Annotated in this window: 21 protein-coding genes; 7 read left to right on the forward strand and 14 right to left on the reverse strand. The window is 70.8% G+C overall.

Features of this window, described 5'->3' with window-relative positions; all coding sequences use genetic code 11:
* Window positions 1-2: 2 nt before the first annotated feature.
* From pgl to tkt, 6 genes are read right to left on the reverse strand one after another with little or no spacing between them, the layout of a single operon-like run.
* Window positions 3-782, reverse strand: a complete 780-nt coding sequence (gene pgl / locus A3CE_RS0137665; protein WP_020645274.1) for a 6-phosphogluconolactonase — start codon at window positions 780-782, stop codon at window positions 3-5.
* Entirely contained in the window at window positions 779-1,792 is a 1,014-nt protein-coding gene (gene opcA / locus A3CE_RS0137670) for a glucose-6-phosphate dehydrogenase assembly protein OpcA (RefSeq protein WP_026469240.1), read from the reverse strand. The genes pgl and opcA overlap by 4 nt, the downstream gene beginning before the upstream one ends.
* Window positions 1,789-3,312 (reverse strand): glucose-6-phosphate dehydrogenase, encoded by a 1,524-nt coding sequence (zwf, locus tag A3CE_RS0137675; RefSeq protein ID WP_020645276.1) that lies wholly within the window; start codon window positions 3,310-3,312, stop codon window positions 1,789-1,791. The genes opcA and zwf overlap by 4 nt, the downstream gene beginning before the upstream one ends.
* Window positions 3,309-4,931: a glucose-6-phosphate isomerase gene (locus A3CE_RS0137680; RefSeq protein ID WP_020645277.1), complete on the reverse strand. Its 1,623-nt coding sequence runs from the start codon at window positions 4,929-4,931 to the stop codon at window positions 3,309-3,311. The genes zwf and A3CE_RS0137680 overlap by 4 nt, the downstream gene beginning before the upstream one ends.
* An 8-nt stretch (window positions 4,932-4,939) precedes the next feature.
* A complete protein-coding gene (gene tal / locus A3CE_RS0137685) occupies window positions 4,940-6,052 on the reverse strand; it encodes a transaldolase (RefSeq protein WP_020645278.1) in 1,113 nt (370 codons plus the stop codon).
* 14 nt (window positions 6,053-6,066) lie between these two features.
* Entirely contained in the window at window positions 6,067-8,169 is a 2,103-nt protein-coding gene (gene tkt, locus A3CE_RS0137690) for a transketolase (RefSeq protein WP_026469241.1), read from the reverse strand.
* A gap of 283 nt (window positions 8,170-8,452) precedes the next feature.
* Between tkt and A3CE_RS0137695 the strand changes: the two genes are divergently transcribed.
* From A3CE_RS0137695 to A3CE_RS0137710, 4 genes are all read left to right on the forward strand, one after another.
* Window positions 8,453-9,433 (forward strand): heme o synthase, encoded by a 981-nt coding sequence (locus A3CE_RS0137695; protein ID WP_020645280.1) that lies wholly within the window; start codon window positions 8,453-8,455, stop codon window positions 9,431-9,433.
* A 173-nt stretch (window positions 9,434-9,606) separates the two neighbouring features.
* The gene (locus A3CE_RS0137700; RefSeq protein ID WP_020645281.1) at window positions 9,607-10,041 is read left to right on the forward strand and encodes a hypothetical protein; all 435 of its coding nucleotides are present in this window, start codon (window positions 9,607-9,609) and stop codon (window positions 10,039-10,041) included.
* Between the two features lie 57 nt (window positions 10,042-10,098).
* Window positions 10,099-12,348 (forward strand): HelD family protein, encoded by a 2,250-nt coding sequence (locus A3CE_RS0137705; protein WP_020645282.1) that lies wholly within the window; start codon window positions 10,099-10,101, stop codon window positions 12,346-12,348.
* A 10-nt stretch (window positions 12,349-12,358) separates the two neighbouring features.
* Window positions 12,359-12,922: an FKBP-type peptidyl-prolyl cis-trans isomerase gene (locus tag A3CE_RS0137710; RefSeq protein ID WP_020645283.1), complete on the forward strand. Its 564-nt coding sequence runs from the start codon at window positions 12,359-12,361 to the stop codon at window positions 12,920-12,922.
* Window positions 12,923-12,985: 63 nt separating this feature from the next.
* Here A3CE_RS0137710 and A3CE_RS0137715 read toward each other — a convergent pair whose 3' ends face one another.
* A complete protein-coding gene (locus A3CE_RS0137715; RefSeq protein ID WP_026469244.1) occupies window positions 12,986-13,954 on the reverse strand; it encodes a quinone oxidoreductase family protein in 969 nt (322 codons plus the stop codon).
* A 91-nt stretch (window positions 13,955-14,045) separates the two neighbouring features.
* Here A3CE_RS0137715 and A3CE_RS0137720 point away from each other — a divergent pair, with 91 nt between their 5' ends.
* Together A3CE_RS0137720 and A3CE_RS0137725 are read left to right on the forward strand one after the other, a co-directional pair.
* On the forward strand, window positions 14,046-14,336 hold the full coding sequence (locus tag A3CE_RS0137720; RefSeq protein ID WP_020645285.1) for a hypothetical protein: 291 nt from the start codon (window positions 14,046-14,048) through the stop codon (window positions 14,334-14,336).
* A complete protein-coding gene (locus A3CE_RS0137725) occupies window positions 14,333-15,193 on the forward strand; it encodes an ATP-grasp domain-containing protein (protein ID WP_020645286.1) in 861 nt (286 codons plus the stop codon). The genes A3CE_RS0137720 and A3CE_RS0137725 overlap by 4 nt, the downstream gene beginning before the upstream one ends.
* On the opposite strand, the gene A3CE_RS59415 is transcribed toward A3CE_RS0137725, so the two are convergent.
* A complete protein-coding gene (locus tag A3CE_RS59415; protein WP_020645287.1) occupies window positions 15,194-15,325 on the reverse strand; it encodes a hypothetical protein in 132 nt (43 codons plus the stop codon).
* Between the two features lie 221 nt (window positions 15,326-15,546).
* On the opposite strand from A3CE_RS59415, the gene A3CE_RS0137735 reads away from it, so the two are divergent.
* Window positions 15,547-16,707, forward strand: a complete 1,161-nt coding sequence (locus A3CE_RS0137735; protein WP_245589648.1) for a hypothetical protein — start codon at window positions 15,547-15,549, stop codon at window positions 16,705-16,707.
* A 274-nt stretch (window positions 16,708-16,981) separates the two neighbouring features.
* Here the strand turns inward: A3CE_RS0137735 and A3CE_RS0137740 are convergent, their stop codons facing one another.
* The 6 genes from A3CE_RS0137740 to mptB form a co-directional block, all read right to left on the reverse strand.
* Entirely contained in the window at window positions 16,982-17,899 is a 918-nt protein-coding gene (locus A3CE_RS0137740) for an acyl-CoA desaturase (RefSeq protein ID WP_020645289.1), read from the reverse strand.
* Window positions 17,900-17,962: 63 nt separating this feature from the next.
* The gene (locus A3CE_RS0137745) at window positions 17,963-18,928 is read right to left on the reverse strand and encodes a COX15/CtaA family protein (RefSeq protein WP_020645290.1); all 966 of its coding nucleotides are present in this window, start codon (window positions 18,926-18,928) and stop codon (window positions 17,963-17,965) included.
* An 84-nt stretch (window positions 18,929-19,012) separates the two neighbouring features.
* Window positions 19,013-19,180: a hypothetical protein gene (locus A3CE_RS0137750; RefSeq protein ID WP_245589649.1), complete on the reverse strand. Its 168-nt coding sequence runs from the start codon at window positions 19,178-19,180 to the stop codon at window positions 19,013-19,015.
* A 123-nt stretch (window positions 19,181-19,303) separates the two neighbouring features.
* Window positions 19,304-20,089, reverse strand: a complete 786-nt coding sequence (locus A3CE_RS0137755; protein WP_020645292.1) for an ABC transporter permease — start codon at window positions 20,087-20,089, stop codon at window positions 19,304-19,306.
* The gene (locus A3CE_RS0137760) at window positions 20,086-21,012 is read right to left on the reverse strand and encodes an ABC transporter ATP-binding protein (RefSeq protein WP_020645293.1); all 927 of its coding nucleotides are present in this window, start codon (window positions 21,010-21,012) and stop codon (window positions 20,086-20,088) included. The genes A3CE_RS0137755 and A3CE_RS0137760 overlap by 4 nt, the downstream gene beginning before the upstream one ends.
* Before the next feature lie 6 nt (window positions 21,013-21,018).
* Complete coding sequence (mptB, locus tag A3CE_RS0137765) at window positions 21,019-22,650, reverse strand: polyprenol phosphomannose-dependent alpha 1,6 mannosyltransferase MptB (RefSeq protein WP_020645294.1); 1,632 nt, start codon at window positions 22,648-22,650, stop codon at window positions 21,019-21,021.
* Between the last annotated feature and the right edge of the window lie 79 nt (window positions 22,651-22,729).

Below are 22,729 nucleotides of genomic sequence, written 5' to 3' on the forward strand. Positions count from 1 at the left end.
ACCTAAGCCGTCGGCGGTTGGTACACCTTGGTCAGCTTGCCCGCCGCCGAGCGGTCCAGGAGCCACAGCGTCCGCCGGTGGCCGCGGGCGCCTGACACCGGGAGCTGGACCTCGCCCGCTCCCGCCAGGGCCAGTGCCACCGCGTCCGCCTTCGCCTCGCCCGCCGTCATCAGCCAGATGTCGCGGGCCCGGCGGATCGCCGGCAGCGTCAGCGAAATGCGGGTCGGTGGCGGCTTGGGGCAGTTGCGGACCGCCACCACCGAACGCTCCGTTTCGTACACCGCCGGCGACTCCGGGAACACCGACGCCGTGTGGCCCTCGCCGCCCAGGCCGAGCAGCATGATGTCGAACGACGGCACGTCGCCGTGGTCCTCCGGGCCCGCGTTGGCCGCCAAAACGTCGGCGTACGCCGCTGCCGCCGCGTCGACGTCGTTGCCGAACTCGCCGTCCGACGGTGCCATCGCGTGGATGCGCTTCGGGTCGAGCGGGACGTGGTCCAGCAGGGCCTCGTGGGCCTGCTTCTCGTTCCGCTCGTCCGAATCGGCCGGGACGAACCGCTCGTCGCCCCAGTAGATGTCCAGGCGCGACCAGTCGATCGCGTCCCGGGCCGACGACGCCTGCAGCTCCGCCAGCACCGCGATGCCGGTGCCGCCGCCGGTGAGCACCAGCGACGCCGACCCCTTGGCCGCCTGGACGTCCACCAGCCGCGTGACCAGCCGGGCGGCCGCCGCGGCCGCCAGCAGGTCCTGGTTCGCGTAGACGACGACTTCGGTCTTGCTCATGAAGCGCTCTTCTTCGGTGCCGCGGCGGCCGCGGCCGCCGCGGCGGGAGACGTCACGTCGGCCTTCGCCGGGGCGCCGGTCTTGCCGTTCGTGCCCGACGTGATCTTGCCCAGCCCGTGCAGCGAAGCCTCGTAGACCTCGTCCGGGTCGAGCCGGCGCAGCTCCTCGATCAGGCAGTCCTGCGTGCTGCGCCGCTGCAACGCGATCCGGCGGGTCGGCTGGCCCGGCTGGGTCAGCGTGCCCACGCGGCCGTCCGGGCGGTGCAGCTCCACCGGGCCCGACCGGCGGTCGAGCGTCACCGAGATGATCCCGGCCGCGCCCGAGCTCTTGACCCGCTTGACCGGCACCTTCAGGTACTCGGCCAGCCAGGCCGCCAGCAGCTCGGTCGACGGCGAGTCGGCCTCGCCGGTCACCGTCGCGCCGGTGATCTTCTCGTACGGCGGCAGGTCCAGCGCCGAGACGAGCTGGGCCCGCCAGTGCGTGAGCCGGGTCCAGGCCAGGTCCGTGTCGCCCTCGGCGTACGCCTTCGCCCGCGTGGTCAGCGCCTTGACCGGGTTCTTCTCCGCGGCCGAGTCGGTGATCCGGCGCTGGGCCAGCTCGCCGAGCGGGTCCTTGTCCGGGTCCTTCGGACCGGCGCCGGGCCACCAGCACACGATCGGCGCGTCCGGCAGCAGCAGCGGCACCACCGCGCTCTGGCCCTGCGCGGCCAGCTGGCCGTAGAGCCGCAGCACGATGACCTCGCTCGCGCCGGCGTCGCCGCCGACCCGGATCTGGCCGTCGATGCGCGGAGCCGCCGTGCGCGCGCCCTTGGCCACCACGATCACCCGCGACGGGTGTTCGCGGCTCGCGCCGTTGGCCGCTTCGATCGCCTCTTCGAGATGGGCGTCGTCGTCGGCCACGATCACCAGCGTCAGGACCCGTCCGAGCGCGACTTGCCCGCCCTGTTCGCGGATCTCCACCAGCTTCTTGTTGAGTGCCGACGTCGTGGTGGACGGCAGGTCGATGATCACGGGCGCCTCCATTTCCGGCCGGTGCGCTCCAGCATTTCGTCGGCGGACGGCGGACCCCACGTGCCCGGCGCGTACTGCTCGGGCGCGCCTTCCTTCGCCCAGTGCTCGAGGATCGGGTCGAGGATCTTCCAGGAGAGCTCGACCTCTTCGTTCACCGGGAACAGCGACGGCTCGCCCAGCAGGACGTCGAGGATCAGGCGCTCGTAGGCCTCGGGGGAGGACTCGGTGAACGCGTGCCCGTACCCGAAGTCCATCGTGACGTCGCGGACCTCCATCGTGGTCCCCGGCACCTTCGAGCCGAACCGCAGCGTGATGCCCTCGTCCGGCTGGACCCGGATGACCAGGGCGTTCTGCCCCAGCTCCTCGGTCGACGTCGAGTCGAACGGCAGGTGCGGCGCCCGCTTGAACACGACGGCGATCTCGGTGACGCGGCGGCCGAGCCGCTTGCCGGTGCGCAGGTAGAACGGCACCCCGGCCCAGCGGCGGCTCTGCACCTCCAGGGTCACCGCGGCGTAGGTCTCGGTCTTCGAGTCCTTCGCGAAGCCCTCTTCCTGCAGCAGGCCGGGCACCTTCGTGCCGCCCTGCCAGCCGCCCGCGTACTGGCCGCGCGCGGTGGTCTTGCTCACCGGCCCGAGGGGCTTGGTGCCCGAGAGCACCTTGATCTTCTCCGCGCGCAGGGCCCGCGGATCGAACGACAGCGGCTCCTCCATCGCGGTGAAGGCGAGCAGCTGCAGCAGGTGGTTCTGGATGACGTCGCGGGCCGCGCCGATGCCGTCGTAGTACCCCGCGCGGCCGCCGAGGCCGATGTCCTCGGCCATGGTGATCTGCACGTGGTCGACGTAGTTGGCGTTCCAGATCGGCTCGAACAGCTGGTTCGCGAAGCGCAGCGCCAGGATGTTCTGCACCGTCTCCTTGCCGAGGTAGTGGTCGATGCGGAACACCGACTCCTCGGGGAAGACGTCGTTGACGATCGCGTTCAGCTCTTCGGCGCTCTTCAGGTCGTGCCCGAAGGGCTTCTCGATGACGACCCGCCGCCAGGTCTTCTCGTCGGCGTTCGCCAGCCCGGAGCGGGCCAGCTGCTTGGTCACCACCGGGAACGCGCCCGGCGGGATCGACAGGTAGAACGCCGTGTTGCCGCCGGTGCCGCGTTCCTCGTCGAGGTCCTTGACCGTCTGCGCGAGCCGGTCGAAGGCGTCGTCGTCGTCGAAGGTGCCTTGGACGAACCGGATGCCTTCGGCGAGCCGGTTCCACACCGACTCCTTGAACGGCGTCCGCGCGTGCTCCTTGACCGAGTCGTGCACGAGCTCGCCGAAGTCCTGGTGCTCCCAGTCGCGGCGGGCGAACCCGACGAGCGAGAAGCCCGCGGGCAGCAGCCCGCGGTTGGCCAGGTCGTAGATGGCGGGCATCAGCTTCTTGCGGGCCAGGTCGCCGGTCACGCCGAAGATCACCAGGCTGGACGGCCCGGCGATCCGCGGGAGCCGCTTGTCCCGCGGATCGCGCAGCGGGTTGCTCCACGTCATGCGGTGACCTCCTGTACCGCGCGGACGACGGCCGCGAGACCCGCGGCCCGGTCGGTCAGGTGCAGGCGCAGCACCGGGCGGCCGTGCTCGGCGAGCACCTGCCCGTCGCCGAGGGCCTGGGCATGCTGCAGCTGCCCGAGGGTGTACGGCCGGTCCGGCACGTCGAGATCCCGCTCGACAGCGCCGGTCAGCTGCAGGAAGACGCCGTTCTGGTGCCCGCCCTTGTGGTACTGGCCGGTGGAGTGCAGGAACCGCGGGCCCCAGCCGAACGTCGTCTGCTTGCCGGTGCGCTTGGCGATCTCGCCGCGCAGCACCACCGTCGACGCGTCGTCGAGCCGGTCGAGGTAGGCCTGCACCGCGATGTAGCCCGCGTCCGGCGCCGAAGCGAAGAACGCGCGCAGCACGTCGGTCAGGCTTCCCTCGGTGGAAACGCCTTCGGAGCCGAAGATCTCGACCGGTCCGTCCACATTGGACGGCTCTTCACCGCCCTTCAGCTTCCCCGGGTCGTCCAGCAGGGCCCGCGCCGCCTTCTTCGCGGTCTCGACGTCGGGCTGGTCGAACGGGTTGATCCCGAGCAGCCGGCCGGCCAGCGCCGTGGCGAACTCCCACAGCAGGAACTGCGCGCCGAGCGAGCCGGTGACAGCGATCTTCGCCGCCCCCTGCGGGCTGCCGACAGCGGTGGGCGTGGCGTCGGACTTGGCGTCGGCGAAGCCGGCCGCCTCCGCACCCTCGACCGCGACCGGCAGCAGGCCGGTGCCCTGCTTGCCGGTGGACTCGGCGATCAGCTGCTCCGCCCAGTCCGGGAAGCCCTTGATGCCGGAGCCGGTGTCCGCGAGGACGACCTTCTCCGCGCCCGTCTCGTGCGCGGCGGCCCACGCGGCGGCCAGCTTGACCGCCGGGTTGTCCGCGGAGTCCGCGGCGAGCTCCTCGGCCACCGAAGCGGCCTGGTCGAGCAGCCGGGCGACGTCCGCCCCGGCCAGGCCGGCCGGGACGAGCCCGAACGCGGTCAGCGCCGAGTAACGGCCGCCGACGTGCGGGTCGGCGAGGAAGACCTTGCGGTATCCCTCCTTTTCGGACAGTTCCTGGAACGGCGAACCCGGGTCGGTGACGACCACGATCCGCCGCGCCGCGTCGATCCCCGCGTCGGCGAAAGCCTTCGCGAAGATCCGCCGGTGGCTGTCGGTCTCGACGGTGCCGCCGGACTTCGACGACACCACGATCACCGTGCGGTCGAGGTCGCCGGCGAGCGCGTCGGCGACCTGGCCGGGGTCGGTGGTGTCGAGCACGGTCAGCGCGACGCCATCGGTCGCGGTGATCACCTCCGGCGCCAGCGACGAGCCGCCCATGCCGGCCAGCACGACGCGGTCGACGCCCTCGGACCGCAGCTCGGTCCGCAGGGCCTCGATCTCGCCGATCAGCGGCCGGGACGACTTGTGCAGCGACGTCCACGACAGCCGGATCGACGCCTCGGCTTCGGCATCCGGCCCCCAGAGCGTCGCGTCCTGCGCCGCCAGCTTCGACGCGGCCTGGCCGGCGACCAGCTCCTCGGCCAGCGGCGCGGCGCGCTCCGCCAGTGCGACGTCCACGATCTCGACGCCGGTCTTTTCCCCTGTCGTCATGTCTTGCTTCAGCCCTTCGCCTTCTCGAGCTGGCCGTTCACGGTCTCCAGAAGCTCGGTCCACGACTTCTCGAACTTCTCGACGCCTTCGTTCTCCAGCGTGAGGAAGACGTCCGTGATGTCGATGCCCACGGCCTCGAGCTTGTCGAAGACCTCCTGCGCCTCGGCGCCGCGCCCGGTCACCTGGTCGCCCTTGAGCTCGGAGCCTTCGGCGACCGCGTCGAGGGTCTTCTCCGGCATCGTGTTGACCGTGTCCTTCACGACCAGGTCGTCGACGTAGAGCGTGGGGGAGTAGTCCGGGTTCTTCACGCCGGTCGACGCCCACAGCGGGCGCTGCGCGTTGGCGCCGTCGGCCGCGAGGGCCTTCCAGCGGTCGGTGGCGGACAGCTCCTCGAAGGCCGCGTAGGCGAGGCGCGCGTTGGCGACGGCGGCCTTGCCGCGCAGGGCCTTGGCCTCGTCGGTGCCGATCGCGTCCAGGCGCTTGTCGATCTCGGTGTCCACACGGGACACGAAGAACGACGCCACCGAGTGGATGCCGCGCAGGTCGTGACCGTTGGCCTTCGCCTGCTCCAGGCCCGCGAAGAAGGCCTCGATGACCGCCTTGTAGCGCTCGACGGAGAAGATCAGCGTGACGTTGACGCTGATGCCCTCGGCCAGGGTCTTGGTGATGGCAGGCAGGCCCTCTTCGGTGGCCGGGATCTTGATCAGCACGTTCGGCCGGTCGACGGTCTTCCACAGGTCCTGCGCCTCGGCCACCGTCCGGTCGGAGTCCTTGGCCAGGCGCGGGTCGACCTCGATCGAGACGCGGCCGTCGACGCCGTTCGTGGCGTTGTAGACGTCGCGGAACAGGTCCGCGGCGTTGCGCACGTCGGTCGTCGTCAGGTCGCGGATGGTCGCCTCGACGTCGGCGCCCTGGGCGGCCAGCTCCCGCGTCCGCTCGTCGTAGGCGTCGCCCTTGGACATCGCGTTGGCGAAGATCGTCGGGTTGGTCGTCACACCCACGACGTGCCTGTCGCGGATCAGGCCGGCCAGGTTGCCGGTGTCGAGGCGTTCACGCGAAAGGTCGTCGAGCCAGATGGATACACCGGCCTCGGACAGTGCCGCGAGCTTGTCGTTGCTCATTACTGTCATCCCCTTCAGGAATTCTTGGTGTTCTGGATCGAGCGGCGGGCCGCCTCGACGACTGCTTCCGCGGTGAACCCGAACTCACGGAACAGTGTGGCGGCATCGGCGGAGGCGCCGAAGTGCTCGATCGAAACGTTCACCCCGGCGTCACCGGTGAAGCGGTGCCACGACTGGGCGATGCCCGCCTCGACGGACACGCGGGCCTTCACACCGGCCGGGATGACGGATTCGCGGTAGGCCGCGTCCTGCGCGTCGAACCACTCGACGCACGGCATCGAGACGACGCGCGCCTTGACGCCGTCGGCCTCGAGGGTCTTCTTCGCCTCGACGGCGAGCTGGACCTCGGAGCCGGTGCCGATCAGCACGACGTCCGGAGTGCCGTCGCTGTCGGCCAGGACGTACCCGCCCTTCTTGACGCCCTCGGCGCTGGTGCCCTCGAGCACCGGCACGTTCTGGCGGGTCAGCGCCAGGCCGGACGGGTGCTCGGTGTCCTCCAGCACGGCCTTCCAGGCGTACGCGGTCTCGTTGGCGTCCGCCGGGCGGACGACGTTGAGGCCCGGGATCGCGCGCAGCGCGGAGAGCTGCTCGATCGGCTGGTGCGTCGGGCCGTCCTCGCCGAGGCCGATCGAGTCGTGCGTCCACACGTAGGTGACCGGCGCCTTCATCAGCGCGGCCAGCCGGACCGGCGGGCGCATGTAGTCGGAGAAGATGAGGAACGTCGCGCCGTACGGGCGGGTGCCGCCGTGCAGCGCGATCCCGTTGAGGATCGAGCCCATGGCGTGCTCGCGGACGCCGAAGTGCAGCGTCCGGCCGTACGGGGTGGCCTGCCACATGTCGGTGGCGGCCTTCTCGGGACCGAACGAGTCGGCGCCCTTCATCGTCGTGTTGTTGCTCTCGGCCAGGTCGGCCGAGCCGCCCCACAGCTCCGGCAGCGGCCCGGCGAGGGCGTTGAGCACCTCACCGGAGGCCTTGCGGGTCGCGACGCCCTTGGCGTCCGGCTCCCACTTCGGCAGGTTGTCGGCGAAGCCCTCCGGCAGCGTACGGGTGGCCAGCCGGTCGCCGAGCTTCTTGCGCTCCGGGTTGGCCTGAGCCCACGACTCGTACTTCTCCTGCCACTCGGCGTGCGCGGTCCTGCCGCGCTCGAGCGCCTGGCGGGTGTGCTTGAGCACGTCGTCGTCGACCTGGAACGACTGCTCCGGGTCGAAGCCGAGGATCTCCTTGACCGCGGCGACCTCTTCGCCGCCCAGCGCGGCGCCGTGGGCCTTGCCGGTGCCCATCTTCTTGGGGGCCGGGTAGCCGATCACGGTCCGCACCGCGATGAACGACGGCCGCTGCGTCTCGGCCTTGGCGTTCTTGATGGCCTCCTCGATCGCGACGACGTCCTCGCCGCCCTCGACGACCTGGGTGTGCCACCCGTAGGCCTCGTAGCGCGCGACGGTGTCCTCGGACAGCGCGATGTTGGTGTCGTCCTCGATCGAGATCTTGTTGTCGTCGTAGAAGACGATCAGGTTGCCGAGCTCCTGGCGGCCCGCGATGGACGAGGCCTCGGAGGTGACGCCCTCTTCGATGTCGCCGTCGGAGGCGATCACGTAGATGTGGTGGTCGAAGATGCTCTCGCCGGGCGCCGCGTCCGGGTCGAGCAGCCCGCGCTCGCGGCGGGCGGCCATCGCCATGCCCACGCCGTTCGCCAGGCCCTGGCCGAGCGGGCCGGTGGTGGTCTCGACACCGTCGGTGTGGCGGTACTCGGGGTGGCCGGGGGTCTTCGAGCCCCACTTGCGCAGCTGCTTGAGGTCCTCGAGCTCGAGGCCGTAGCCGGCGAGGAACAGCTGGATGTAGAGGGTCAGGCTGGAGTGGCCGGCCGACAGGATGAACCGGTCACGGGCCGGCCAGTGCTGGTCGTTCGGATCGTGCCGCATGGTGCGCTGGAACAGCGTGTAGGCCAGCGGCGCCAGGCTCATCGCGGTGCCGGGGTGGCCGCTGCCACAGTTCTCGACCGCGTCCGCGGCGAGCACCCGGACGGTGTCCACGGCGCGGGTGTCGGTGTCGGTCCAGTCGGCGGGGACGTTACGCCGGAGGAGTGGGTTGTTCTCGCTGGTAGGGGCAGTATCGGACACTGAACTCCAACTCCCGGTCATGATGGTTGCGGCTGGTCTTCCTCGTTCCGGTTACCCGTGCGCGGGGTCATCTATCTCAATCGATCCCGAAGGGACGATATTCCTGCTCGGGACCCTGCGCAGGGGCAATCGCGGCCCGTCGCGGCCAGCCTAGTGCTTGGACCGGTCGAGGACCCGCGATCACCCACGGGATTCACCACGTCTAACATCGTTCGAGGGTTCAGACCGGCGCTCCACCACGGCCTTCCGGCAGGACCCGCCCGAACTTGACGCAGGGAGTGAAATGTCGCCGGTGAACGCTGCGCACGGACGCAGTGACGACACCAGCGCCGTGCACCCGACCGGTGAGCGACCGCACGGTGACCGGCGAAGCCTCCGCCAGGTCGTCGGCGCCTACGCCGCGCTGGCGAAGCCGCGGGTGATCGAGCTCCTCCTGGTGACCACCATTCCGGCGATGTTCCTCGCCGGTCGTCAGATCCCCTCGCCGTGGCTGGTCCTGGCCACGCTGGCCGGCGGGACGATGGCCGCGGGCAGCGCGAACGCGCTCAACTGCGTGATCGACGCGGACATCGACAAGGTGATGAACCGCACGAAGCGCCGTCCGCTGGTGAAGGACTCGGTGCCGCGGCGCGGCGCGCTGATCTTCGGCCTCGTCATGGGCGTCGCCTCGGCCATCGTGCTCTACCTCACGGTGAACCTGCTCTCGGCGATCCTCGCGATCGCGACGATCCTCTTCTACATCTTCGTCTACACGCTGGGCCTGAAGCGGCGTACGTCACAGAACGTGGTCTGGGGCGGCGCCGCGGGCTGCATGCCGGTCGTGATCGGCTGGGCGGCCGTCACCGGCACCGTCCAGTGGCCGGCGTTCGTGATGTTCGGCGTGATCTTCTTCTGGACGCCGCCGCACACCTGGGCGCTGGGCATGAAGTACCGCGACGACTACGAGCGCGCCGGCGTCCCGATGCTGCCGGTGGTCGCCACCGCCCAGCACGTCGCCCGCCAGATCGTCATCTACTCGTGGGTGATGGTGGCGTGGACGCTGCTGCTGCTCCCGGTGACGTCCTGGCTGTACGGCACGTTCGCGATCCTCGCCGGCGGCTGGTTCCTCTTCTACGCGCACAGCCTGCAGGCCGCGGTGCGGCGCGGTGAAGAGACCAAGCCGATGGCGTTGTTCCACCGCTCGAACACGTACCTGATGATCGTGTTCGTGGCCCTGGCCGTCGACTCGGCGATCGGGCTGCCGACCCTCGGCCTGCCGTTCTGAATCCGGCTCTGCGACGGATCGGGACCGCGGTCACCGCCGTCGTCGTCCTCGGCCTGCTGGTCCTCCTCGGCCACGGGAAGCTCCCGGCCCTGGACGAGAGCCTGCTCACCGGCGGCTGCGCCATCCCGAAACGGATCACCGCGGTTCCCGGACCGGCTCCTGACGGTGGTGGCGTGCGGGTCGCCGAACAGGGGACGGGCGCCGCGGTGCTGGAAAACACGAGCACCCTGGCCGCCTACCGGATTCCCGTGACGTCCGGCACCCGGACCGTGGAGGTGCCGGTGCTCATGCCGGGACAGCGGATCGGCGTCGTGCTCGACCGGCCCGCGGTCGGCCCGGTGAGCTGGCTCGCGCCCGAGGCTTTGGGCGGGTTCACCCCCGTGACCGCCACCGTCGTGCCGGGCGGCGTCCGCTACCGCTCCGGCAACTGCCGGGCGCTGACCAGCCGCGGTGCCGCGGTGCTCCACCGCGACGCTTCCGGGCGGATAACCGGCGGTGAACAGCTGCCCCCGGCGAGCGTGTCGTGCGCGGTGGGGGAGAAGGAACTGCCGGCCGCCGTCGCTCCCGGCAGCGAGGTCCACCCGTACTGCGACCTGCGGCCGGAATGATCGCGCCACCGGCGTCGTTAGACTGGTTCGGCTCTTTTCCCTTGAGGCGAAAGCAGGATGCTCTTGTCCGTCTCCTCGGACGACTTCTCCGCCGAGCTCGCCCGCGAGCAGGCGTACGTCACCACCCTCTACACGAAGCTCGACGCCGAGCGCCTCGAAGCCCAGCGCCGCCTCGACGAGACCCTGCGCCAGACCGGCGGCACCCCGCAGGCCCGCACCGAGCGCGACGTCGCCACGACCCTCTACACCGACCGGCTCGCCCAGCTCGGCTCGGTCGAGCAGGGCCTGGCCTTCGGGCGGCTCGACTTCGTCCCCGAAAGCGCCGAAGAGACGACCTACGTCGGCCGGCTCGGGCTCTTCGACGAGGACGACGACTACAAGCCGCTGCTCGTCGACTGGCGGGCGCCGGTCGCGCGGCCGTTCTACCTCGCCACCGCCGCGTCGCCTGACGGGGTGCGCCGGCGCCGTCACCTGCGGTCGCTGACCCGCAAGGTCACCGGCTTCGACGACGAGATCCTCGACCTCACCGCCGCCGACCAGGGCCAGGACCTCGGGCTGGCCGGCGAAGCCGCGCTGCTGGCCGCGCTGGAGCAGCGGCGCACGGGCGAGATGAGCGACATCGTCGCGACCATCCAGGCCGAGCAGGACCGCATCATCCGGGCCCCGCTGGGCGGCGTCATGGTCGTCCAGGGCGGGCCGGGCACCGGCAAGACCGCCGTCGCGCTGCACCGCGCGGCCTACCTGCTCTACACGCACCGCCAGCAGCTCACCACCCGCGGCGTGCTCGTCGTCGGGCCGAACAGCACGTTCCTGCGCTACATCGGCCAGGTCCTGCCGTCCCTCGGCGAGACCGGTGTCCTGCTCGCCACCGTCGGGCAGCTCTACCCCGGCCTCACCGCCGACGGCGTCGAGCCGCGGGAGACCACCGAGGTCAAGGGGCGGCTGGTGATGGCCGACGTGCTCGCCAACGCCGTCCGCGACCGCCAGCGCGTGCCCGAGCCGGTCATGGAGATCGAGTACGAGCACGACGTGCTGCGGCTGGATCGCAAGACCTGCACCGACGCCCGGACCCGCGCCCGCCGGTCGAGGCGCCCGCACAACCCGGCGCGGCGCCTGTTCGTCTCCGACGTCCTCGACGCGCTGACCCGCCAGGCCGCGCGGAAACTCGGGGAGGACCTTCTCGACGGGCAGGACCTCGCCGACATCCGGGCCGAGCTGGCCGCGGACGAAAACATCGCCGCCGCGCTGAACGAGCTGTGGCCGGTGTTGACGCCGGAAGGCGTGCTCGACGACCTGTTCGCCGACCGCGAACGCCTCTCACGGGCGGCCGGGAAGCTGCTGCCCGCTTCGGACCAGGCCCTCCTGGAGAGCGGCCGCGACGCTCGCTGGACCCCGGCCGACGTGCCGCTGCTCGACGAGCTGGCCGAGCTGATCGGCGTCGACGACACCGAGGCCCGCGTCGAGCGCAAACGCCGTGAGCGCGAGAACCGCGCGTACGCCGAGGGCGTGCTCGACATCCTCGAGCAGGACGAAGAGATCGTCGACGAGGAGCTGCTGCGCGTCTCGGACGTCCTCGACGCCGAGCTGTTCGCCGAGCGCCAGCAGGAGCGCAGCGAGCTGACCGCCGCCCAGCGGGCCGCGCAGGACCGGACCTGGACGTTCGGGCACGTGATCGTCGACGAGGCACAGGAACTGTCGGCGATGGACTGGCGGCTGCTCATGCGGCGCACGCCGAACCGCTCGATGACGCTGGTCGGCGACGTCGCCCAGACCGGCGCGGCGGGCGGCGCGCGGTCGTGGGGCGAAGTGCTCTCGCCGTACGTCGAGGACCGGTGGCGGCTGCAAGAGCTGACCGTGAACTACCGCACGCCGGCGGAGATCATGGCCGTCGCGGCGCGGGTGCTTTCCGAGGTCGACGCGTCGCTGTCGGCGCCGTCCTCGGTGCGGGAGACCGGCGTCCCGCCGTGGTCGGTGCGGCCGGCTTCGCTCACCGAGGAGCTGCCCGGGCTGGTGGCGGCCGAACTGTCCGAAGTGGACGGTGGCACGGTGGCGGTCCTGGTGCCGCCGGGCCGGCTCGACGCGGTCTCGGCGCTGCTCGGCTCGTACGACGAGCGGCTGAGCGTGCTGACGGTGGAGCGTTCGAAGGGCCTGGAGTTCGACTCGGTGGTGCTGGTCGCGCCGGACGAGGTCGTCGCGGGGTCGCCGCGCGGGCTCAACGACCTGTACGTGGCCCTGACGCGGGCGACCCGGCGGCTCGGCGTGGTCCGGACCGGTGACGATGTTCCGGCACTCTCCGTGCTTGGCTAGGGTGCCCCGCATGCAGAAGATCGGGAAGATCGTGGTCGTCGCCGCGGCGGCGCTGTCGCTGGCCGCGTGCGGCCAGGCCGCCAAGACCGGGACGGCGGCCGCTCCGCCGGGGTCGGCCGTCTCGTCGTCGAGTGCCGCGCAGGCGCCCCAGAGCAAGGGCCGCGAGTGCACGGCGGACGACATCAAGACGACGGGGAAGTTCGGCGAACAGCCCGAAATCACCATCCCGGACGACTGCGACCCGCCGAAGAAGCTGATCACCAAGGACCTGTCCGAGGGCACCGGTGACCCCGCCAAGGCCGGGCAGAAGCTCCAGATGAACTACCTGCTGGTGACGTGGTCGGACAAGCAGAAGCTGGACAGCTCCTTCGACCGCGGCAAGACGTTCGACCTCAACCTCGGCGCCGGTGACGTCATCCCGGGCTGGGACCAGGGCCTGGCGGGCATCAAGCAGGGCGGCCGCCGCCTGCTGATCATCCCGCCGGACCTCGCCTACGGCGACGGCGGCGGGCGCATGAAGCCGAACGAGACCCTGGTGTTCGTCACCGACGCCGTGTCGGTCGCCGCCGCCTGACTCCCAAGTCCGTGAATGGCACATTGAAGGACTTGAAGTCTCTCAATGTGCCATTCACGGCTTTCACGGGATGAGCAGGAGCTTGCCGGTGGTGCGGCGGGCCTGGAGGTCTTCGTGGGCCTTGCGGGCGTCGGCGAGCGGGTACTTGCCGCCGATGCGGATGTTCAGCTTGCCCGCCAGGATGGCGTCGAACAGCTCCTTCGAACGCCAGTCGATCTCCTCGCGCGTGCGCGTGTAGTGCACGGACGTCGGGCGCGTCAGGTAGAGCGAGCCGCCGGCGTTGAGGCGCTGCGGGTCGAGCGGCGGCACGGGGCCGCTGGACGCGCCGAACAGCGCCAGCAGGCCGCGCACCTTCAGGCTGGCCAGACTGCCGTCGACGGTGTCCTTGCCGACGCCGTCGTAGACGACGTCGACGCCTTCGCCGCCGGTCAGTTCGCGGGTGATCTTCGCGAAGTCCTCGCGGTCGTAGCGGATCACCTCGTCGGCGCCGGCTTCGCGGGCGAGCTTCTCCTTCTCCTCGGTCGACACCGTGCCGATCACGCGCGCGCCGCGTGCCTTCGCCAGCTGCACCAGGAGCAGGCCGACGCCACCGGCGGCCGCGTGCACCAGCACATCGTGACCCGGCTTGACCTCGAAGGTCGAGGCGACCAGGTAGTGGGCGGTGATGCCCTGCAGCATCGTCGCGGCGGCGGTCTCGAGGGAGATGCCTTCAGGGACCTTCACCGCGACCGACGCCGGCACGAGCTTGCGGGCCGCGTAGCTGCCGATCGACCCCTGCCAGGCGACGCGGTCGCCGGGCTCGAAGCCCGTGCCGGCGCCCGCCTCCACGACCGTGCCGGCGCCCTCGAGGCCGAGCACGACCGGCAGCTCCATCGGGTAGACGCCCTGGCGCTGGTAGGTGTCGATGTAGTTGACCCCGGCCGCGGCGACGTCGACCAGGAGTTCGCCGGCCTGCGGGGCGCGGACGTCCACTTCGGCCGGCTCGAGCACTTCCGGGCCGCCGGTCTTCGTCACCTGTACTGCGGTGGGCATGGGTCCTCCTCGGATCGGGTTCTCCCGGTGCAACTATGGCCGACGCCACGCTGTTCCGCGTTCCAGCCGCTCTTTGGTTAGGCTCCGGAACGTGGAAGAGACTGTTTCGCCGACCAGTGCGCAGCTGGGTGCGGCGCGCAAGTTCGTGAAGGCGCACGGCAAGCCGTCCCGCGCGGTGGTGGAGAACATCGGCCGGGCGGGCGCCCGGGTCGTGCTCGTGGGCGCGGACGGCGCACTGGGCGACGTCGTGGTGTCCTCGGTGGCGACCGGCGAAGCGCTGGTCGAGGCGGTCGAGGACCTCTCGCCGGCAACGTGGGACGCGGAGACGGTCAACCAGGCGAAGATCGGCGCGGAGCACCGCCGCAAGATGGCGGGCCGGTGAACCGCACCGCGATCCTGGTCAGCTGCGCGCACCTGCCGGAAGGCGACGGCGACGACGACGCCGTGGTGCCCGCCCTGGCGTCGCTGGGGTTCTCGGTGTCATGGGCGGCGTGGGACTCGGCTGCCGACTTCGCCTCGGCCGACGCCGTGATCCTGCGCGCGACCTGGGATTACCCGGCCCGGCGTCCCGAGTTTCTCGCGTGGTGCGAGGCGGTGCCGTCGCTGCTCAACTCGGCGGAGGTGGTCCGCTGGAACACGAACAAGGCGTACCTGGTCGAGCTGCTCGACGCGGGCCTGCCGGTGGTCCCGACCGCGCTCGTCGAGCCCGGCTCCCCGGCCCGGTTCCCGTCGTCGGAGTACGTGGTCAAGCCCTCGGTGGGCGCGGGTTCCCGTGGAGCGGCCCGCTTCGCGGCCGGTGCCGACGCGTCCGCCCACGTGGCCGCGCTCCACGCCGAAGGCCACACGGCGATGATCCAGCCGTACCAGTCCGGTGTGGACAGCGAGGGCGAGCTGGCCCTGGTGTACCTGGGCGGGATCTACTCCCACACCTTCACGAAGGGTGCGATGCTCGGGTCCACAATGGACGAATCGGGGCTGTACCTGACGGAGAAGCTGGCTCCGGCGGAGCCCTCCGCGGAGGCCCTGGCGCTGGCCGAGGACGTCCTGGACACGGCTTCGGCGTTGCTGGGAATCCTACGGGCCGAGCTGCTGTACGCCAGGGTGGACCTGGTCCCGGGCGCGGACGGCAAGCCGTTGCTGCTGGAGCTGGAGCTGACGGAGCCATCACTGGGCTTCCGCCAGGCGGATCCGGCCGCGGCGACCCGGTTCGCCTCGGCGGTGCGGCAGCAGCTGGCGTAGTCACCGGACGGCCTCCTGCACGGCGGCGAGCACCAGGGCGACGATCGCGCCGATCGTGGTGACGGCCAGCGAACCGGTGATCAGGTAGAGCCCGCCGATTCCGGTCAAGCCCGCTTTGATCAATTTCCCCATGCCCCGGGAATCGTCCTGCCTCGGCGAAGGCCGGTGGCGATTTTCGTTGCCCACTGTACTACCCCTCACTATGGTGTACTAGTACGCGCTGACTTTCAGGATGTCTCGCGAGGGCCAGGACCGGAAATGATCTTTGGTGGTGCGAAGGTGTTTCTGCTTGTCGGACTGTTTCGCGAATTGTCGATCTTTTTCCGGAACTGTTTCCGGGCAGAGGGGGAGTCGTGACGGCGCAACTGGACAGCGAACGCCTCGGAGAGTCGCCCGAGAAGGCCGCGCTGGCCGCACTGGCCAGACGCCGGGACGGAGACCCGCTCGGTGCTCTTCGGCGCGCGGTGGAATCGTCGTTGAGCGGTTCCGGCACCATACTCGGCTGTCTCGTCGATCCGACTGCTTCACTGCCGGCGGCAACACCGGAATTGCGTGCGTCGGCGATCTGGGGCCTCGTCGTCGACGAGATCGGCAAACTGGGTTCGGTCGTGGAGCCGCGTGAGCACTACGTCCTGCTGGCCGCGTTCCGGCTCCCGCCGGTACCGGACGGCAGTGCCGGCTGGGCGTCGAACCTCGGCGACCGATTCGGCCAATTGGCCGAAGTCCGTGGTCTTTTCGGAGAGCGGAAACCGCTGTCGAACACGCCGATGAACAAGGCCTGGGCCGGCGCGCTGGAGATGCTCAGTACCGCCGTGGCGCGGAAGCTCGAACACCTCGAGGGTGAAGGCTGGTTGCCCTACGTGGACATCGGACGATCGGCTACGGCGGGCACGGTTCCCGGCGACGGATGTCCGGAAGGGTGCCGAGCCCCGTCCGAAGGCGCGCAGCCGGTGTTGGTGGAGCGGATGAACGTCACCGTCGTCATGCACCGGCGGATGGCGTTGCGTCGCATCACCGAGCGGGACGTCGTAGCCCGCGAGGACGGTGTCGACGGTTATGACGTTTACGCGGGGACCGGCTGGACCGGGAACCTCGCCGAAATCCCCGTCAAAGCCCTGTGGAACTGCCGCGTCGCCGCGGTGCGCGGCGAGTACTCGGGCGACCCCGTTCTGGCCAGGCTGCGGTTCCGGCGGAAGCTGCGGATGAACGAGACGTACACCTTCGTCTCCGAGGCGGTCGACGGGAACCTCGACGAGGAACGCAGGTGGATCAATGTCAAAGTCGATCACCACGGTGTGGCACCGGGCGGACTCACGGTACGCGTGAGCTTCGACGCGGAATGCCTGCCTGAAGCCTGCTGGTGGTACGCCGAGCAGCTCGAAGTCGAGAGGTTGCGCCGGCCGCGGCCGGGCGATCCGCGCCTGCTCGACGTGAGAGACGGGTTCGTGGAGCACACCTTCGAGGGGTGCTGCCACCCGCGGGAGGAGTACGGGATCGCGATCAGATGGCCTTGACCGGAAAGGGATCGAGGAGCCAAGCGCCAATGGTGCTCGGTCCCTTCCCGGGGGCTCTTCCCTGGAGAGAGCTGGTGTCGGGCTTGATCAGTTGCCGGTGTTCCCGCCGCCTTCGCCGCCGCCAGCGTGGTTGTGGTGCTCCACGCTCTCTCCCTCTATGTAATTCAGCTTCAGACCAATGTCTGCGAGAGAAGATTACCGCGCATATGTAGGATCGATCAGCCCACTGGTTGTTAGGCCAATTGGAGCAGTAGTCTAGACTGTCAGGTTGTAGTCAGGCTCGCTTTGCGGCCAGCCGGTCAGCTCTCGGCCACCGCACGTCCGTCGCCCAGCCCAGCCTCTCGAACGCCCAGATGAGCCGCGCCGAGATGTCCACCTGGCCGCGCAGCACCCCGTGCCGCGCGCACGTCGGGTCGGCGTGGTGGGAGTTGTGCCAGGACTCGCCCATCGAAAGCACCGCCAGCGGCCAGAAGTTCGCCGCCTTGTCGCGGCTCGCGAACGGGCGCTCGCCGATCAGGTGGCACACCGAGTTGACCGACCACGACACGTGGTGCAGGAACGCGATCCGCACCAGTCCCGCCCAGAAGAACGCCGTCACCACGCCCCACCACGACCAGGTCAGCAGGCCGCCCAGCGCCGCCGGGAGGGCCAGGCTCAACGTGATCCACAGCCAGAAGTAGCGGCTCACCCAGCGCAGGTCCGGGTCGGCCACCAGGTCCGGGGCGAACCGGTCCGCGTTGGTCACCTCGCGGCCGAACATCCAGCCCATGTGCGCGTGCCAGAACCCCCGCAGCAGCGCCGACGGCGACGTGCCGAACAGCCACGGCGAGTGCGGGTCGCCCTCGCGGTCGGCGAACGCGTGGTGGCGGCGGTGGCTGGCCACCCAGAAGATCACCGAACCCTGCACCGCCATGCTGCCCGCGATGGCCAGCACCACCCGCAGGGGACGCGACGCCTTGAACGCGCCGTGGGTGAAGTAGCGGTGGTAGCCGACCGTCACCCCGAGCGTCGCGAAGACGTAGAACACCGCCGCGAGGATCAGATCCACCCAGGTCATGCCCCAGCCCCAGACCAGTGGGACGGCGACGAGGAGTGCCGCGAACGGCACCAGCAGGAAGGTCTTGAGCACGATCATCTCGCCGGTCCCCCGGCGGTGGGAGATGAGCGGCTTGGGCGCGGTGCGCGACGTCATGGGGCGAACAGTAACCCACGTGCCGGACGTGCACGCCGACGCGGAGTTAAGCCCGCGTTGCCGTCAGGCGGCGGTGAGTTCCCGGGGCGCGGCCGTCAGCGATGTCACCGGGCCGCGGTCGCGGCCGGCCGTCCACAGTGACGCCGTCGCGACGATGACCGTCATCGCGCCGAGGACGTGGAACGACACCATCGCCTCCGGCACGCCCAGCGCGTACTGCAGAGAACCGAGAGCGCCCTGCGCCAGCGCGACCACCCAGACCACGGTGTAGTGCCGCCACAGGCTCTTCGGCGCGCCGATGCGCATCAGGTGGAGGCCGAACACCGCGAGCAGCAGCAGGTAGAGCACGAGGAGTCCGCCGTGGACCTGGGCGAGCGCCTCGACCGGGACGGCGAGGCGGTGGGTGTTGAGGTCGCCGCTGTGCGGGCCGGCGCCGGTCACCGTGGTGCCGGCCGCGAGGACGAGCCACATCACGACGGCGAGCGCGACCAGGATGCCGCGGCCGGCCGCCGGGACCAGCGGGCGGGCGGGCTCGTCGCCTTCGCGGAACGCGCGCAGCAGCAGGACGGCGAGCCAGACGAGCGGGGTCGTCGCGAGGAAGTGGATCGCGACCGTCCACCACTCCAGCTTCGCGAGCACGGTGAGGCCGCCGACGACGGCTTGCAGCACGACGCCGCCGGGCATCGTCCAGGCCAGCTTGACCAGGCGCGTGCGGGACGGGTGGTCGATCTGCACGCGCCACGCGGTGACGACGGCGACGGCGGCCACGAGGATGACCGCACCGGTCAGCATCCGGTTGCCGAATTCGATCCACTGGTTGAGCGCGTGGATGCCGGGGTGGTTCACCGGCACCAGGCTCCCGGCGACGCACTCCGGCCAGGTCGGGCAGCCGAGCCCGGACCCGGTGACGCGCACGATCGAGCCGGTGACGCCGATCAGCGCCTGCGCGAGGACGGCGGCGATCCCGACGGCCCGCTGCACAGCGGCGGAGGGAAACGGCAGACGGGCGACGAGGCTGGTGAACGGCACGGCTTCGATGGTAGAGCGCGCCGGAATCCGCCTTTCGGCAGGTCCCGGCGCCCAGAACGGCTCAGCCGGCGCAAGGGACCAAGGTCACTCCGTTTTTTTCTTGGCCTTCTTCTGGAAGAGCCCCATCGACTGCGCGCCGAGGCCGCCGATCAGCAGCACGGCGATGGCTGCGGTCTGGACCCAGAAGGCGCCCGCGCCGGCTTTCGCGAGGACGACGATCACCCCGATCGCCACGGCCAGCAGGAGAAGCATGATCAAGACCACGCGTGTTTTCGAAACCATGTGACTGCCCCCTCGGGTGCGGAACCGAACCGGAGGAGCTTCTCAGGAGTGCCGGGCGGCCGTGAGGTCAGTTTTACCGTCCAAACAGGACGCTCAGGTGAGCTTGGTCGTCCGCGAAGCCACCGCACCCGCCAAAACCGCCCAAACCGCGAGCACCGCGAGAGGGCCGGGAGCGAACGCACCGTCCACCAAAGCCGTCCGCATTCCCTCCGCCAGCGCGCCCGAGGGCAGCAGCTCGACGACCCTCGCGAGGCCCGAAGGCAGCGAAGACGGCGCCAGCAGGATCCCGCCGGCCAAGAGCAGGACGAACCAGACGATGTTCGCCAAGGCCAGCACCGCTTCGGCCCGCAGCGCCCCGCCCAGCAGGACCCCCAGAGCCCCGAACGCCAAAGTTCCCAGCACGAGCAGAAGAACGGCCGAGAAAAGCCCGGAAACCGACGGCGACCAGCCGAGGAACGCCGCCACCACGCCGATGATCACCGACTGGAGCGCGACGACCAGCAGCGCCGCCGACAGGCGTCCGGCCACCAGCAGCCACCGCGGCAACGCCGTCGCCGAGAGACGCTTCAGCACGCCATAACGCCGGTCGAAGCCCAGGGCGATCGCCTGGCCCGTGAACGCCGACGACATCACCGCCAGCGCCAGGATCCTCGGCGTGATCCAGTCCACTTTGGAGGACGAGCCCAGCGAAGACGCCGGCAGGATGTCCAAAAGGGACAATCCGATCAGCAGCGCCAGCGGGATCAGCAGCGTCAGCAGCACCTGCTCGCCGTGGCGCAGGGTCAGGCTCGCCTCGACCCGCGCGTGTGTGCGCAGCATCCGGCCCAGCGATCCGCGCCCGGGCGCCGGGGTGAAGACCCCCGGCTCGAAAACGCTCATGCCCGCAGCTCCCGTCCGGTCAGCTCGAGGAAGACCTCTTCGAGCGTCCGCTTGCCGACCTGCAGCTCCTCCGCCAGGACGCCCTGCTGCGCGCACCACGCCGTGACCGTCGACACCACCTGCGGGTCCACCGAGCCGGCCACCACGTAGGTGCCGGGCGCCGACTCGTGCACCGCGTAGCCCTCCGGAAGCGCCGCCGTCAGCAGCGCCGTGTCGAGCCGGGTGCGGGCCTTGAACCGCAGTCCGGCGTTGCCGCTTTCGTCCACTGTCAACGACTGGGGCGCGCCCGAGACGACCACCTTGCCGTGGTCCACGATCACCACCGTGTCGGCCAGCGCCTCGGCCTCCTCCATCAGGTGCGTGGTCAGCAGCACCGAGACGCCGTCGCGGCGCAACGCCCCCAGCAGGTCCCACACCAGGCGGCGGGCCTGGGGGTCCATGCCCGCGGTCGGCTCGTCGAGGAACACCAGCTCCGGCCGCCCGATCAGGGCGCAGGCCAGCGAAAGCCGCTGCTGCTGGCCGCCGGAGAGGCGCTTGAACGGCGTCCGGCGCACCGGAGCCAGCCCGAGGACGTCCAGCAGCCAGTCCTGGTCCAGCGGCGACGCCGCGCACGACGCCACCAGCCGCAGCATCTCGTCCGCCCGCACGCCCGGGTAGGCGCCGCCGCCCTGGGGCATGATCCCGATGCGGGGGCGCAGCGCCGCGGACTCGCGCACCGGGTCGAGGCCGAGCACGCGCACCGTGCCGGCGTCAGGCCTCAGGAAGCCTTCGCAGACCTCGACGGTCGTGGTCTTGCCGGCCCCGTTCGGGCCGAGCAGGGCCAGCAGGCTGCCGCGCTCCATCCGCAGGTCGAGACCGTCGACCGCGCGGGTGGAGCCGTAGCTTTTGACCAGCCCGCTGATCTCGACGGCAGGGACACTCACATCGGGTCACGATACGGCGTCGGCACGCACGCTCACCGGCGGGGACGCCCGGGTGAGCAACACGGGAGCCAGCCGTCGCACGACCAGCATCCCCGCGCCGCAGACGACGATCGCCGCGCCGTAGGCGAACGGCAGCACGTACGGGCGGCCGTCGAAGGTGCTGCCCGTCGGCGGGAGCAGGAACGGCAGAGCGGCCGACAGCACCGCCGCCGCCACGCGGAACCGGGACGTCCCCGCCGCGGCGGCGAGCGGGATCACCGCCCACAGCACGTACCAGGGCTGCAGGTTGATCTGCAGGATCATCACCGCGCCCAGGGAGACGCCGAGGCCGATGATCGGCCGGTAGCGCCACTTGAAGCTGTCCCACAGGAACTTGACCGTGATCGCGACCGCGACCAGGTAGCCGAGCGCGCCGAGGATCGGCACCAGGCCGTTGGTGTGGTTGCCGAGCCCGAGCGCGATGCCGAGGACGCCGGAGAGGTTGGCCAGCTCGGCGGTGGGGGAGATCCAGGAGCGGACCAGGCCGGGGGTGTTGAACGTCGCCCCGAACCAGCCGAAGCCCAGCCCGGTGCCGAAGCAGACGGCGACCAGGACCACGCCGAACCACAGTGCCATCGGCGCGCCGGTCAGGAAGAGGTCCTTGAGCCTGCCGTGCCACCGCCGCGCCACCATCACGGCGAAGAACGGCAGCGCGAACACCGCGGGCATCTTCACCGCGACGCCGAGGGTGATGATCGCGACGCCGATCCCGATGTACAGCAGCTCGCCGCGGGCCAGTGGCGGGGGCGTGTCGCCCTTCACCCGGATCGGCATCCGGGAGAGGCCGGCCTCCAGCCCGGCGAGCATCAGGCCGATCGCGAGCGCGTCGTTGTGGGCGCCGGCGACGAAGTGGAAGATCAGCAGCGGGTTGGCGGCGCCGAGCCACAGCGCCGTCGCGGGCTGGACGCCGAAGCGGCGCGCCAGCCGGGGCAGCGCCCAGACGATCAGGACCACGCCGACCAGGGCGAGCGCGCGCTGCAGCAGCACGCCCATGGCGATGCTGTTGCCCGACAGCGGCGCGAGCCAGCCGCCGAGGCGCAGCACCACGGGCCCGTACGGGGCCGGCGTCTCGCGCCACATGTTCGACACGCCGGCGGTGAACTTGTCCGCGACGCCGAGGGCCTGCGCGGGCCCGAGGGTGTAGGGGTCCATCCCGCGGTGCACGATCTCGCTCTGCGCCAGGTAGCTGTAGACGTCGCGGGAGAACAGGGGCGGGATCACCAGCAGCGGCAGCACCCACAGGGCGATCGTGCGGGCGAGCTGCCCCTGGGACGCGAGCCGGGTGCGGCTCGGCTGGGCGAACCGGCCGAGCATCAGCCAGCTCAGCACCAGGATGCCCATCCCGGAGATGGCGATGGCCAGCGACACCGTCGGGATCCGGGCGAACAGCCGCAGCACCGGGATCTCCTGCACCGGGTTGATCACCGGGGCGGCGCCGGCGCCGAGCGAGCCGACCGCGAGGAAGAGCGACCCGACCGTGCCGAAGCGGCGGACGACGTTCAACCCACGCTGCTCGTCGGCCTCCAGGGGGAGCGGGTCGCGGGGGCGGATGGGAGACAGCGTCACCGCGTGGGCACGCTCGGTGGTGAGCTGTGCCACTTGCTGTTCCTGTTCACCCACGGCCACGTCTGCAGGGTATCGGTGCCGCCCCGGCGTGAGTCGGGTCACTGCCGGACAC

This window comes from Amycolatopsis balhimycina FH 1894, from assembly GCF_000384295.1.
Classification (GTDB): Bacteria; Actinomycetota; Actinomycetes; order Mycobacteriales; family Pseudonocardiaceae; genus Amycolatopsis; species Amycolatopsis balhimycina.